The following is a 12,025-nucleotide window of genomic DNA, read 5'->3' as shown; positions in this document are numbered from 1 at the left end:
ACCAGGCTGCTCAACGCCCACGCTTCCTCCCAGGGTTTGGTGATGGTGCGTGCGAGGGTCTCGGCTTCAGTGGCGATCAGCAGAGCCCGCTCCATCTCACCCACGTCGACCAGCACCCGGACCAGGCTGCTCAACGCCGACGCTTGTTGGTAGGGGTCGGTGATGGTGCGTGTGAGGGTCTCGGCTTCAGTGGCGATCAGCAGAGCCCGCTCCATCTCACCCACGTCGACCAGCGACCCGACCAGGCTGCTCAACGCCGACGCTTGCTCTCTGGGGTCGGTAATGGTCTGTGCGAGGGTCTCTGCCCGGCCCATCTCACCTGCGTTGACCAGCACCTGGACCAGCCCGCTCAACGCCGACGCTTGTTGGTAGGGGTCGGTGATGGTGCGTGCGAGGGTCTCGGCCCGGCCTATCTCACCTGCGTTGGCTAGCGCCCGGACCAGGCTGCTCAACGCCGACGCTTGCTCTCTGGGGTCGGTAATGGTCCGTGCGAGGGTCTCTGCCCGGCCCATCTCACCTGCGTTGACCAGCACCCGGACCAGCCCGCTCAACGCCGACGCTTGTTGGTAGGGGTCGGTGATGGTGCGTGCGAGGGTCTCGGCCCGCTCCATCACACCTGCGTTGGCTAGCCCTTGGACCAGGCTGCTCAGCGCCGACGCTTGCTCTCTGGGGTCGGTGATGGTGCGTGTGAGGGTCTCGGCTTCAGTGGCGATCAGCAGAGCCCGCTCCATCTCACCCACGTTAGCCAGTGCCCGGACCAGGCTGCTCAGCGCCCACGCTTCCTCCCAGGGTTTGGTGATGGTGCGTGCGAGGGTCTCGGCTTCAGTGGCGATCAGCAGAGCCCGCTCCATCTCACCCACGTTAGCCAGTGCCCGGACCAGGCTGCTCAGCGCCCATGCTTGCTCTCTGGGGTCGGTGATGGTGCGTGTGAGGGTCTCGGCTTCAGTGGCGATCAGCAGAGCCCGCTCCATCTCACCCACGTTAGCCAGTGCCCAGACCAGGCCTCTCAGCGCCGACGCTTGCTCTCTGGGGTCGGTGATGGTGCGTGCGAGGGTCTCGGCCCGGCCTATCTCACCCGCGTTGGCCAGTGCCACGACCAGGCTCCTCAACGTCTCCGCTTGTTTCCGGGGGTCGGTGATGGAGTGGGCGAGGGCGTATGCGCGGTTGGTGTTGCCCAGGAGGGCCCAGGCTGTGGGGAGGCTGATGGGGATGTTGCTGTTGCGTAGGGCGAGGCGTTGGCGGGCGAGGGCGATGTGTATGCCTGCGCCGAGGTCGGGGTGGGGTTGGTCGCGGATGTAGTGCTGGATGGTGGCTACGTCACTGAAAACGAGAGCCAGTATCGGCGATGTTCAGAGCCGGTTCTCGATCTTGGATCGTCTGGAGTATCGGTGAGAGAAGGAGCCGGACTGTCGCGTGTAGATGAGTTCAGGCTCCACATGTTGGCGAGCGGGAGCGCCGGTGCGATCCTGGCGACGACCGTGTCGCTGAGATTGAGCACCATCGACCCGAGCGAGGTTGATCCGCCATCAGTCCCTACGATCCTCAGGCCGACCCTTGGTTCAACTCCCGGGTCGCTCGCGAACGTCCAGACCTCCTTGGCCTGTCCCTCGACGAGACGACGGCCATCGAGACTGCCGCCGGCCACGACATCCGCATCATTGCCGAGGACGACCACGTCTACGCGCAGACTGCGGACTACAACGGCGATCGAGTGAACCTCGTCCTCCGCGACGGCCACGTCATCCGAGCAAGCATGTTCTAAGCCATCCGTCACTAAGATCACAGCAAGCGCCAGGTGACACTTGAAACCCGGTCGCCTGGGCTGCGCTCCGGTCACGGCTCAACGAGGACAGCGAGTGCTGCGGTCGCCACGAGCTTGATCGAAAGGGTGGCTCCCACACTCAGAGACACAACATCGGCGCCGAACTTGGTGGCTCTCGGAAAACCGACAGATGGCTCTCGAACTCACCGACAAAACCAGGATGGTGATGAGGTCGGCGAGGGCTGCGGCGTCGCCTCCGCTGACGTCGAGCATTCGGTCGATGCGGGTGGTGTCGGTGGCCGTTGCCCGCATCCGTGGCAGGTCTCCGATGGTGTGGAGCATCTGGAGGTAGCCGCGTAGGAGGTATTCCGGTGTCCCGGCTGGCCATCCGGCGTCCCGGTAGCTCTCAGCCCAGGCGTGGACACGATCCCGCCACGCAGTGATCTCACCAGCGTGGAGGGCTTCACGGACGGTGTGGACGAGTTCTTCGTGTGCCAGGACGAACAGGGCCCCGTGGTCGGTAACCCAGTTCGCCTGCCGGGGGGAGAAGGACCGGCCGGTGACAGCTTGCAGGACCTTCCGTACCTCACCGACCGGTCGGTCCGTCAGCTCTGACAGGTCACGGGCCGTCAGGCCACCGCCAGCGGCGATCAGCAGGCCGAGCAGATCACGGCCTAGCCCTCCGCCGTCCAGCAGGCCGGACAGCTCACGCCCCGCGGCATCGCGGATCGCCACCGCCCACCGTGAGGTCTCCAGTAGCCGGACGATTTGCGGGTCGCGCAGCGGGTGCCAGTCGGGCACGTCTGCCGGGACGGGCGGGTTCGGCCGCCCCGACACGATGATGCGGACCCCCGCAGGGGGATCGCCGGGGAGCAGGTTGGCGATGCTGTGCGCATCAGCGCTGCGCTGCACACCCCGGTCTTCGTCCAGACCGTCCACGACCAGGACCAGCCGACAGCCGTTGCCAGCGCACTTACCCGCCGCTTCTTCCAGCAGTTGCAGGAACCACTGCTGGCGGTTCGACTCGGTCAGCACATCCGGCAGTGGCTGCCCGGTGACCTCCGCAAGCTGCATCAGCACGGCTTCCAGAAATGCCGCACGGTCAGACTGACCCGCCAGCCGGGCGGTGATGAAGAACGACACCACCCGAACCCCGGCAGGCGGGCTCTTCACGAACGCCGCCATCAACGCCGACTTACCTGCCCACGCCGGAGCCTGCCACCACACATACGCGGGCCCCTCCACCCGGGTGCAGAACTCCGCCAGCTCCGCCAGCTCCGCACCACGATCCCTCAGCTCACCCGAGAAAATCTGCTCCACCTGCCGCGCATACACCGACCGCGCCACCGAACCCGGACCCCGACCATAAAAGTTGTTATTGATCTCGATACCGGTGTTCACCCGCGAATGGTCACCCCCGGAAGCGCTCCCCGACCGGCGGACCAACCCCCACCACGACCAGCCGCCCTTCTTCTCAGGTCCACTCATCCCACATCCACACCCGTGTTCGCGTCCCCACCCTCAGCATCACCTGTCCGATCCACCCGCACCCCGTCAGGAACCTCGCCTCCCCTCGCCGAGAAACCCGTGTTCGCACGGCCACCAGACCCAGCCGTCGCCCGGCCCGTCCGCGACACCCGCACCCCACCCACACGACCCGACACCACCGGCCAACCCGCCCATACCGCCACACCCACCGCAGCAACACCAGCCAACGCAGAAGCCCCAGCAGCAACTTTATTGGCGTCATCCCACTTCAACACCACAAACAACACCGACAAAACAACCACCACAGCACCCGATACCACCAAGGCAACTCGACCGGCATTCATCCAGCCATCATCTACCAAGGCTCGACCACCACATAGCGAAACCCCCAAGAGTCCGCATTCAGCCCAGACCCCTGGCGCCCAAGGGCAGTGGTATTGCACCTTTGCTGATGTCGACCGGCAATATAGCCGGTTGAACGAGCCCGAAGCGGGGGTCTCGCGACCCCCAGCCCCCGCGGGCCGGAGCACTCGCCCGCGCGAATCCCTCTGTCACACCGTCTCGCCGTTCGCGCGGACGAGCGCCCCGGAGCGAGGCGGAAGGTCTGGGCCCGTGACGTTCTGTGCTTGCAGGCAAGGGGAACGGGTATCGGAACTTCGGGACGATCTTGCTAACGCAGGGCTAACAACGGGCCCGGATAGCGATGGACGCGTGTGGATCACCGAGGCGGCGCTGCGCAGGTCGCAGGGCTGATCTGGACTGCCGCGAACACCTTTGATCTTGCTTGTAAACAGTTGCTCCGAGGCTCCGGATCTGTCTATCGGCTCTCGATCGCGGTAATCGCTTGCGTGACGCGATCACGAAACAAGCGCGCGGCGTCCAGGTCCAGTAGTAGATGAACGTCCAGGCCAAGACCATCGTCCCATGCAGAAATATGGATGAGATCGGCATCGTCCCCGATCCCAACGTCGAGAACGGCTGAACCGTCATCTTCCTCATAGTCGTCGGCAACCGGGATGGGGCCGCCCGGAACCCAGGAGAACATCCTCTGATCCTTGCAGACCATGAGCGAACCTCCAGCGTCCAGTTCGCCAGCCACAGCAAGGACGGGGTACACCTGGCGCCCGTGCCGGTGAGTGCGATACACGCGGACAAGCTTCCACAGGATGGACGCGACGGCGAGCGGCCTCGGTCACTGCTAACAATGCTGCTAACCACAACCCTGGACGGCGTCGGACTGCGCTGGACATGTCGGATCCTCCACAGCAGGTCGGAGGACACCTAAGGACAGCCCTGGACACCGTTCGGTTGGCTCGTAATGCGTCGGTGGTAACGACGAGGCAGACAACCTCATCCGTGTGAAGGCGCACCGCCTCGTCGTTCGCTTAGATGGTTGCCCACGACCCGTGCCCACCAGATGCGTTCCGTTCGAAGCGCTCCCGCTGTCGCCTGTTCCCCCGCGCGCGACGCGGACGGTCCGGACCACGCGCGGCACGGTCCGGCCGCAAGCGCCCGGACCGTGCGCGCTGTCCGGCCGCCGCTGGCGCGGGATCACGCTGCGCTGTGGGCCCTGCACGGCACTTCTCGTCAGGGGCGCTGGCGCTTGCCCGGTCTGCGATCAGGCGTACGGCTCTTCAGCGGTGCGGGGAAGACCCTCAGGAACTCCGGGGAGTTCAACCGGTCCAGGACCCGCCGCAGCTGCGGCATCCCGGGGCCGGGGATCCACACCAGGGCCGAGGAGACCTCACCGTCCGGCCCCAAGATCGACACCGTCAGCGCGGAGCCCGGCACACCGTCGTACAGTTCCGAGACCTCCACGTCGTGGACCCAGCCGACCACCGGCTCAGCCTCGGCGATCGATTCACGCACCCGCTCTGCCATCTCCTCGAACGAGGGAACATCGTCCGTCATCCTCTGACCCCTTTTCGTGTTCCGGTCACGTGGTCGCGAACCTGGCGGGTCGCCAGGTAGGACAGCTCCCGCCGGGCGCTCGCCACCCGCGCGATCGCCCTTTTGCGCTCCCTGGACGACAGCAGCGCCGACACCGTCCAAGGCCCGTACAGGTTCGCCACCGCCTGCAAGTAGGCCGCGTGGACGAACGCGGTGTCCGCATCCGAGTTCCTGGCTCCGGGCGTCATCAGTGCGCCAGCGGCAGCGGCAGACCCCACGCCACGAACACCGACGACAGCGCGCCCACCGCCGCGGGGACATCCGCGCACGGAGCAAGATCCGCGATCAGCGCGGCCCTCAGCCATGGGATGCCGTCCGCACCGGGAACACCGACGATGACGCTCACCCCCACGCGCGGACTGGCCGGACTCCAGACGTTCAGCACCGGCGGCTCGTCCTCCGGCTGCCGGAAGCTCACGCCGAAGCCCGCGGCCACCAATGCGTCCCCGAAGCTGCTCAGGGACGCCGACTCCCCCGTCACGACTCGACCTGCGGGAGTGCGAGAACTCTGCCGATCCGTTCCGCCGCGAGCACGACGTTGGCCGCCGGGCACATCGGTTCGAGGTCCGGAGGAGCCGACTGATCGATGCCGGTCCACACCCAGAACCACCATGGCGTTCCAGAATCGTCCGGAGCGCACACCACTTCCTGCCTCAGCAGGTACGGCAGCTCACGGCCGCCGAGTCCGCCGGAGTGCGACGACAGGTTCCGGATGATCAGGCCGCCTTCCGGGCGGGATCGCACGGTCAGGCCGGCCGAGATCAGTTCTCGGGTCAGTTCTTCGTAGGGGGCATCACCGGTCAGGTCGTCACCGGGCACTGGCGCCTCTCTTTCTCGGAACGGTGCGCAGGTGACATTGAGGTTGGTGGTGTTGACGGAACGTCTGCACTCCGTTTGTGGGACGTCTAGGATCGTTTTGAAGCTCGGGCTGAAAACGTCCTAGACGTCCTGCGAAAGGTCCCGGTTTATGACGAATCTGCCTCTCAGGCATGCAATGACCAGTGCCAGACTGACGGAGCAGGCGCTCGCGGAGATCTGCGAGGTGGACGTGAAGACAGTGGCCCGATGGGTGACGGAGGAAGGGCGCCTGCCCCATCCCCGGCATCGTTGGGCCGCGAGTCAGGCGCTGGGAGTTGAAGAGTCCGTGCTGTGGCCCGAAGCCGTCCGCAAGAACATCAAGACGGGACCCGACCGGGAAGTCGTGAGCGTTTATCCGTACCGGTCCGCATGCCCGAAGACGGTCTGGCGATCGCTGATCACCGACGCGGCGAGCGACATCACGTTCGCCGGGTACACCAACTACTTCCTCTGGCTGGAGCTGCCCAATCTGCGCAGCGTGCTGCGGCGGAAGGCCGAGCGCGGTTGCAAGGTGCGGTTCGTCATCGGCGATCCCGACAGCGAGGTCACGCGGCAGCGCGAGGAACGCGAAGGCGTGCCGCTCACCGTGGGGACGCGCATCCGGATCACGCTGGACGAGCTGGCGAAGCTCTCAGACGTCGAAGGCATCGAAGCAAGGTTCAGCGATGACCACATCGCCATGAGCGCGTTCACGTTCGACGACCAGATGCTCGTCACGCCGCACCTAGCCAACCTGGCCGGCCACGACTCCCCCATGCTGCACCTGAGGAAGCAGCAGGCGGACGGGCTGTTCGACCGGTTCGCCTTCCACGTCGCCGAACTGTGGGAGCACGGACGGCCCGTGCCGAACCCGCCGACCTAGGCTCAGGCCAGTTCGCCGATCTCCGCAGCGAGCAGCGCGCCCAACTCCCAACACGCCTCCCGGTCCTCCTTCGTGGGCGGACCCGTAACCGTCACCGGCGGACGCACCGGCCGCCACGACATCCCCTTTGCGATCGACTCGACGGCCCGCACCGCACCGACCGTGTCGAGATTGCCATGCACGTAGAGGCCGTAAGGCATCTGGGGCTTGGCCTCAAGGCACGGGTAGTAGACAACGTCGAAAAAGTGCTTCAGAGCCCCAGCCATGTAGCCGATGTTGGCCGGAGTCCCCAGCAGGATCGCATCCGCCTCCAGGACGTCCAGGACCGAGGCCGACAGGGCCGGGCGGGTGACGATCTCGACACCGGTGATCTCGTCAGTCGAAGCACCCGACCGGGCGGACTCCAAGAGCTCTTGGAGGGCGGGCGAAGGCGTGTGGTGGACGATCAGCAATCTGCTCACGGGGAACCAGCCTGCCACTTCCGCCGTGCGCTCAGAAAGGGACGTGCGGAGGCGGAGAACTTCGCCCGGCCCCTGGTCAGATGTGTGTCCTTAAGCTACCTTCTGCTGCTTCAGGGCGCCGGACATGTAGCCGATGTTGGCGGGGGTGCCGAGCAGGATCGCGTCCGCCTCCAGGACGTCCACGACGGACGCCGACAGGGCGGGCCGCGTCACGACCTCCACACCGGTGATCTCCTCGTTCGACGCGCCCGAGCGGGCGGCCTCCAGCAGTTCCTGGAGAGCGGGCGAAGGAGTGTGGTGGACGATCAGGAGTCTGCGCACAGGCACCCAGCCTGCCACGGCGCGGCGGAAGGCGGCGCGGGGGGCTCCGTTGGTCGGGGCGGCGTCCGGGCGGGGCGGCGTCCGGGCGGGGCGGCGGCCCCGGCGTGGTGTGCCGGGGCCGCCCGGTGAGGATGCGGGATCAGCGGATCGCCGGGGTCACCAGTTGAAGGCGTACACCGCGGCGACGGAGACGCCGCTGACGCACAGGATGCTGCCGGAGCCGGTGACGCTCTGGCGCGGGAAGGTGGCCGTGTCGTCCACGGTCACGGCGGTGGAGGTGCCGGCCAGGTTGCCGGAGTAGGTGCAGCCGAGGGCGGTCATCTTGAAGTTGTTGATGCTCGCGGCGGTCCCGGCGAGGCTTCCGGTCCAGGGCAGCCCGGTCGTCGAGACGGGGGCGCCGCAACCGGTGGCGGTCGCGCCGGTGACCGTGAAGGCCAGCGTGGCGTCGTTGATGGTGCCGGTCAGGGTGGAGCTGCAGGTGGCGACGGGGGAGGTGCTGCTCGCCCCGACCCAGACCTGCAGGGCGGAGGTCGTGGCGGTGAACGGCACCACGGCCGCGTGGGCGGGCGCCGAGAGCAGGGCCGCAGCGCCGAGCGCCCCGGCCGCCACGGCGGCCGACTTGATCGTACGGGACATGGAACTCCCTTTCGTGGGCGCGCGAGGACGCCCGGGGGGTGAGACGGCCGTCCGACGGCACGGCTCCGCCCATGTCGGGTAGGCGGTGACATGCCCATCGGCACTGGGACGCGGATCCCTTTCGGCCTCTGGTGACTCGGGAACCGAAGCTCCCGTCCGCTCTCTCGCAGGAGCGGCTTCCACAACGAACGTAAGCCAGGTCACATTCATCGTCAACACACAAGCGCTAGCTTGGTATGGCCGGATAATGACAGCGCCGATGACCACTTTTCCTGCGGAAATCCCCGACCCGGATCCGGACGGCCCACCACCCCGCGTCCGGCCGCGGCGGCGGGGCGACGCGGCCGGACCGAGCGGTCAGAGGGCGAGCTGGGACTCGGCTTCGGCCAAGAGGGTCTGGATGTGGAGGCCGTGGGCGGCGTTGAGCGGGTGGTCGACCCCTGTGCGGACGGTTTCGGCGAACTCGGCGATCATGCGGGCGAAGTCGTCGTCGCCGACCTGCCATTCGATGCGCGCCTCGCCGCCGTGGCCGAAGACCTCGACGTGCGCCGACTGGTCCGGGTCGGTGCCCGCCATCGACAGCGAGACCTCGCTGACCGCGCCGCCCTCGTGCTCCAGGAGCAGGCCGAGCCAGCGCAGCGGGTGGCCGTGGGCGCGCACCGAGACGACGCGGCCGAGGGAGGCGTCCATCATGTCCAGGACGTGGGGGCCGAGGTCGAGGAGGGCGCCGCGCTCCAGCCGCCATGGGGTGGCGAAGGGGCCGCCGGCCAGGCCCGCCGAGACGAACCTGCCGTAGCCGCCGAAGAGTTCGAGTTCCGCGGTGGTCTTGAGGAACTCGCGCGCCGCCGCGGTGTAGCGCAGCGAGAACACCATCTGGGACACGACCCCGGCCTCGGCGATCGCGTCGGCGAGGCGGCGCGCCCCGGCGAGGTCCATGCCGAGTGGCTTCTCCAGCAGCACGGCCTTGCCCGCGGCGACCGCCTTCAGCGCGAGCTCCGCCTGGACGTCCGGTGGCACCGCGAACGCCACCGCGTCGCAGACGTCGAACAGCTCGTCGAGACCCGCGAAGGCCTCGGTGCCGTGCGCGCCGGCCAGTTCCGCCGCGGCCTCCGGCCGCCGCGCCCACACGCCGGAGAGCCGGGTGCCCGGCCCCGCCGCGATCGCGGGTGCGTGCACCATGTTCGCCCACGGGCCTGCGCCGACAAGTCCTACGGACACCACTTCACTCATGCGGGGATTTTTTCACCTCGGCGCACATTCCGCGAACGGAGCCTGTGGAAAACCGGCCCCGGACCTGCGAAGACCCCGGTCCCTGGGGCTTGTGGCCGGGCCGGGGTCTTCGGCGATCGCGCCGGGGTGCGTCAGACCGTGGTGACGACCTCGTCGTACTCCAGGCGCGGGCTGCGGGGGAACCAGGCGTCGGGGCCCGGCTTGCCGATGTTGATCACGGCGAGCACCTTGTGGGCGCCGTCGCCGAAGAAGTCCTTGTTGATGCCCTCGGCGTCGTATCCGGCCATCGGGCCCGCGGCCAGCCCTGCGGCGCGGATCGCGATGATCAGGTAGCCGATCTGCAGCGAGGCGTTGAAGGAGCCCATGCCGTGGCGGACCTCGGCGGCGTTGTCGAAGTTGGCCTTCGCGCCGGGGGCGTGCGGGAAGACCTTCGGGAGCTCCTCGTGCCAGTCGGCGTCGTAGCCGACGATCGCGACGAGCGGCGCGGAGCCCGTCTTGGCCTTGTTGCCCTCGGCCATGTGGCCGACGAGGCGCTCGCGGGCCTCGGGGCTGCGGACGAAGGTGATGCGCAGCGGCTGGGTGTTCATCGCCGTCGGGCCGTACTTGACGAGGTCGTAGATCGCCTGGACCTGCTCGTCGGTCACCGGCTCGTCGGTGAAAGTGTTCGCGGTCCGCGCCTCGCGGAACAGCAGGTCCTGGGCGGCGGCGTCGAGGACGAGGCTCATGGGATCACCTTCTCTGATCTGGGGGTCTTCGGTTCCGGAGAGAGAACAAATTGAACCCTCAACTTCTGCCCGACCAGATGATGACGTACGTCACGTCCAGCGGGTCAGCCGGGTGCGCCCGCCGCGATGACCCTCGTCAGCGCGTCGCGAGAGGCGGTGAGATCGGCGATGGCGCGCTCCATCCGCGCGCGCTCCCGCCGGAGGTCGGCCAGGAGGTCCGGGCAGGTGGGGACGAGCGCCGTCCCGTCCTCGCGCAGGCAGGGCAGCACCGAGGCGATCGTCGCCGTGGGCAGCCCCGCCGCGAGCAGCCGCCGCACCCGCGAGACGACCGCGACGTCCTCCTGCGCGTATTCGCGGTAGCCGCTGGAGTTCCGCAGCGGCGCGAGCAGCCCCTGCTCCTCGTAGTAGCGCAGCAGCCGGGTGCTCACCCCGGTCCGTCGCGCGAGTTCCCCTATCCGCATTCCGCGTGCCCGCCCTTCGGGACTTGCCTTCACATCGATGTCAAGGTTCAGGGTAGCCCGCATGACGCAGAACCCCCTCGTGTCCGGGCCTTCAGTGGCCCCGGCGGTACCGTCCTCGGCCGGACGCCCTTCGATCCTCCTCGGCGGGTTCGTCCTGCTCGTCTTCTGCACCGGCACCGCCGAGTTCCTCGTCTCAGGGCTGCTGCCGCAGCTCTCCGCGGACTTCGGCGTCTCGGTGCCCGTCGCCGGCCAGGCCGCGACCGCGTACGCGCTCACCGTCGCGTTCGGCGGGCCGCTCGTCACCCTGGCGACCGCCCGGCGGCCCCGCAAGGGGCTCGTTCTTGCCCTGTGCGGGGTGTTCGTCCTCGGCACGCTGCTCTCGGCGCTCGCCCCGTCCTTCCCCGTCCTCCTCGCCGGACGGGTGCTCGCGGCGTCCGCGCAGGCGACGCTGTTCGCCATCGCGCTGGTCGTGGCGACCTCGGTGGTCGCGCCCGAGAAGGCGGGCCGGGCCGTGGCCGCCGTCACCTCAGGGCTGACCGTCGCCACGGTGCTCGGCGTGCCCCTCGGCCAGTACACCGGGGAGGCGACGCACTGGCGGGTCCCGTTCCTGGCGGTCGCCGCGGTCGCGGCGGCCGGGACGGTCCTGGTCGCCCTGGCGATGCCGCGCACGGCGGCCCCCGCCGAGGGCGCGTTGTCGGAGCTCGCGGTGCTGCGGCGCGGCCCGGTCCTGCTGTCCCTGGCGACGACCGCCTTCGGCTGCGCAGGGGTCGGCGTCGTCTTCACCTACCTCGTGCCGCTGCTGACCGACGTCTCCGGGTTCGGCGGAAGCGCCGTGACCGCTCTGCTCCTCGCCTACGGGGCCGGAGGGTTCGCCGGCAACGTCGCGGCCGGAAGGCTCGCCGACGCGGACCTCGGCGGGACCCTGCGCGGTGTCTTCGCCGCGATGGTCGCGGTGATGGCGCTGCTGCCGTTCGCCGCGCCGGTCCCGTGGGCCGCGGTCGCCGCCGTCGCCGCGCTCGGCGTGCTGTCCACCGCGACGATCGCGCCGCTCCAGACCGTGCTCCTGCGCCACGCCGCCGGTGCCCCGACGCTGTCGGTCGCGGTCAACGTCGGCGCGTTCAACCTGGCCAACGCGCTGGGGGCCGCGCTCGGCGGGATCGGCGCAGGCGCGGGCCTGCTGCGCTGGAACGGCCTGCTCGGCGCGGTGTTCGCCCTGGCCGGGCTGGTCCTCGCCGGGGTGCTCCTGCGCCGTCCCGTCCGCTGACGGCCCC

16 protein-coding genes are annotated in these 12,025 nt (G+C 68.6%); 2 read left to right on the top strand and 14 right to left on the bottom strand.

All coding sequences use genetic code 11. The features are described 5' to 3' along the window. From ACYVOM_RS39535 to ACYVOM_RS39500, 8 genes are all read right to left on the bottom strand, one after another. On the bottom strand, positions 1-1,094 hold a 1,094-nt coding region (locus ACYVOM_RS39535; protein WP_460308756.1), incomplete at its 3' end, for a hypothetical protein. A gap of 218 nt (positions 1,095-1,312) precedes the next feature. Next, the gene (locus ACYVOM_RS39530; protein WP_460308755.1) at positions 1,313-1,738 is read right to left on the bottom strand and encodes a hypothetical protein; all 426 of its coding nucleotides are present in this window, start codon (positions 1,736-1,738) and stop codon (positions 1,313-1,315) included. Between the two features lie 102 nt (positions 1,739-1,840). Next, complete coding sequence (locus ACYVOM_RS39525) at positions 1,841-3,163, bottom strand: P-loop domain-containing protein (protein WP_460308754.1); 1,323 nt, start codon at positions 3,161-3,163, stop codon at positions 1,841-1,843. A gap of 904 nt (positions 3,164-4,067) precedes the next feature. After that, on the bottom strand, positions 4,068-4,295 hold the full coding sequence (locus ACYVOM_RS39520) for a hypothetical protein (protein ID WP_460308753.1): 228 nt from the start codon (positions 4,293-4,295) through the stop codon (positions 4,068-4,070). Positions 4,296-4,837: 542 nt separating this feature from the next. Next, a complete protein-coding gene (locus ACYVOM_RS39515; RefSeq protein ID WP_460308752.1) occupies positions 4,838-5,161 on the bottom strand; it encodes a hypothetical protein in 324 nt (107 codons plus the stop codon). Continuing rightward, positions 5,158-5,388, bottom strand: a complete 231-nt coding sequence (locus tag ACYVOM_RS39510) for a hypothetical protein (RefSeq protein WP_460308751.1) — start codon at positions 5,386-5,388, stop codon at positions 5,158-5,160. The genes ACYVOM_RS39515 and ACYVOM_RS39510 overlap by 4 nt, the downstream gene beginning before the upstream one ends. Continuing rightward, a complete protein-coding gene (locus ACYVOM_RS39505; protein ID WP_460308750.1) occupies positions 5,388-5,681 on the bottom strand; it encodes a hypothetical protein in 294 nt (97 codons plus the stop codon). The genes ACYVOM_RS39510 and ACYVOM_RS39505 overlap by 1 nt, the downstream gene beginning before the upstream one ends. Next, positions 5,678-6,019 carry a hypothetical protein gene (locus ACYVOM_RS39500; RefSeq protein WP_460308749.1) on the bottom strand — a complete coding sequence of 114 codons (342 nt, stop codon included), beginning with the start codon at positions 6,017-6,019 and terminating at the stop codon, positions 5,678-5,680. The genes ACYVOM_RS39505 and ACYVOM_RS39500 overlap by 4 nt, the downstream gene beginning before the upstream one ends. A gap of 175 nt (positions 6,020-6,194) precedes the next feature. On the opposite strand from ACYVOM_RS39500, the gene ACYVOM_RS39495 reads away from it, so the two are divergent. Then, positions 6,195-6,920, top strand: a complete 726-nt coding sequence (locus ACYVOM_RS39495) for a DUF5919 domain-containing protein (RefSeq protein WP_460308748.1) — start codon at positions 6,195-6,197, stop codon at positions 6,918-6,920. Positions 6,921-6,922: 2 nt separating this feature from the next. Here the strand turns inward: ACYVOM_RS39495 and ACYVOM_RS39490 are convergent, their stop codons facing one another. From ACYVOM_RS39490 to ACYVOM_RS39465, 6 genes are all read right to left on the bottom strand, one after another. Further along, on the bottom strand, positions 6,923-7,381 hold the full coding sequence (locus tag ACYVOM_RS39490) for a flavodoxin family protein (protein ID WP_460308747.1): 459 nt from the start codon (positions 7,379-7,381) through the stop codon (positions 6,923-6,925). Positions 7,382-7,471: 90 nt separating this feature from the next. Next, entirely contained in the window at positions 7,472-7,702 is a 231-nt protein-coding gene (locus ACYVOM_RS39485; RefSeq protein WP_460308746.1) for a hypothetical protein, read from the bottom strand. A gap of 156 nt (positions 7,703-7,858) precedes the next feature. Then, positions 7,859-8,338 carry a hypothetical protein gene (locus tag ACYVOM_RS39480; protein WP_460308745.1) on the bottom strand — a complete coding sequence of 160 codons (480 nt, stop codon included), beginning with the start codon at positions 8,336-8,338 and terminating at the stop codon, positions 7,859-7,861. Positions 8,339-8,695: 357 nt separating this feature from the next. Further along, positions 8,696-9,568, bottom strand: coding sequence for a Gfo/Idh/MocA family protein (locus ACYVOM_RS39475; RefSeq protein ID WP_460308744.1), 873 nt, complete (start codon positions 9,566-9,568; stop codon positions 8,696-8,698). Between the two features lie 131 nt (positions 9,569-9,699). Beyond that, positions 9,700-10,293 carry a malonic semialdehyde reductase gene (locus tag ACYVOM_RS39470; RefSeq protein ID WP_460308743.1) on the bottom strand — a complete coding sequence of 198 codons (594 nt, stop codon included), beginning with the start codon at positions 10,291-10,293 and terminating at the stop codon, positions 9,700-9,702. Positions 10,294-10,397: 104 nt separating this feature from the next. Beyond that, entirely contained in the window at positions 10,398-10,754 is a 357-nt protein-coding gene (locus ACYVOM_RS39465) for a MerR family transcriptional regulator (RefSeq protein WP_460308742.1), read from the bottom strand. A 61-nt stretch (positions 10,755-10,815) separates the two neighbouring features. Between ACYVOM_RS39465 and ACYVOM_RS39460 the strand changes: the two genes are divergently transcribed. After that, the gene (locus ACYVOM_RS39460) at positions 10,816-12,018 is read left to right on the top strand and encodes an MFS transporter (RefSeq protein WP_460308741.1); all 1,203 of its coding nucleotides are present in this window, start codon (positions 10,816-10,818) and stop codon (positions 12,016-12,018) included. The last annotated feature ends 7 nt before the right edge of the window (positions 12,019-12,025 follow it).

This window comes from Actinocorallia aurea, assembly GCF_054783995.1.
Note: the sequence above shows the minus strand (reverse complement) of the source record. Positions and strands in the feature narration are given on the sequence as shown.

Bases quoted from the DNA above. Each gene is read 5' to 3' on its own strand.
- ACYVOM_RS39520 (WP_460308753.1), bottom strand. From the start codon at position 4,295: ATGTTCTCCTGGGTTCCGGGCGGCCCCATCCCGGTTGCCGACGACTAT.
- ACYVOM_RS39480 (WP_460308745.1), bottom strand. From the start codon at position 8,338: ATGTCCCGTACGATCAAGTCGGCCGCCGTGGCGGCCGGGGCGCTCGGC.
- ACYVOM_RS39470 (WP_460308743.1), bottom strand. From the start codon at position 10,293: ATGAGCCTCGTCCTCGACGCCGCCGCCCAGGACCTGCTGTTCCGCGAG.
- ACYVOM_RS39460 (WP_460308741.1), top strand. From the start codon at position 10,816: ATGACGCAGAACCCCCTCGTGTCCGGGCCTTCAGTGGCCCCGGCGGTA.
- ACYVOM_RS39495 (WP_460308748.1), top strand. From the start codon at position 6,195: ATGACCAGTGCCAGACTGACGGAGCAGGCGCTCGCGGAGATCTGCGAG.
- ACYVOM_RS39515 (WP_460308752.1), bottom strand. From the start codon at position 5,161: ATGACGGACGATGTTCCCTCGTTCGAGGAGATGGCAGAGCGGGTGCGT.
- ACYVOM_RS39475 (WP_460308744.1), bottom strand. From the start codon at position 9,568: ATGAGTGAAGTGGTGTCCGTAGGACTTGTCGGCGCAGGCCCGTGGGCG.
- ACYVOM_RS39465 (WP_460308742.1), bottom strand. From the start codon at position 10,754: ATGCGGATAGGGGAACTCGCGCGACGGACCGGGGTGAGCACCCGGCTG.
- ACYVOM_RS39510 (WP_460308751.1), bottom strand. From the start codon at position 5,388: ATGACGCCCGGAGCCAGGAACTCGGATGCGGACACCGCGTTCGTCCAC.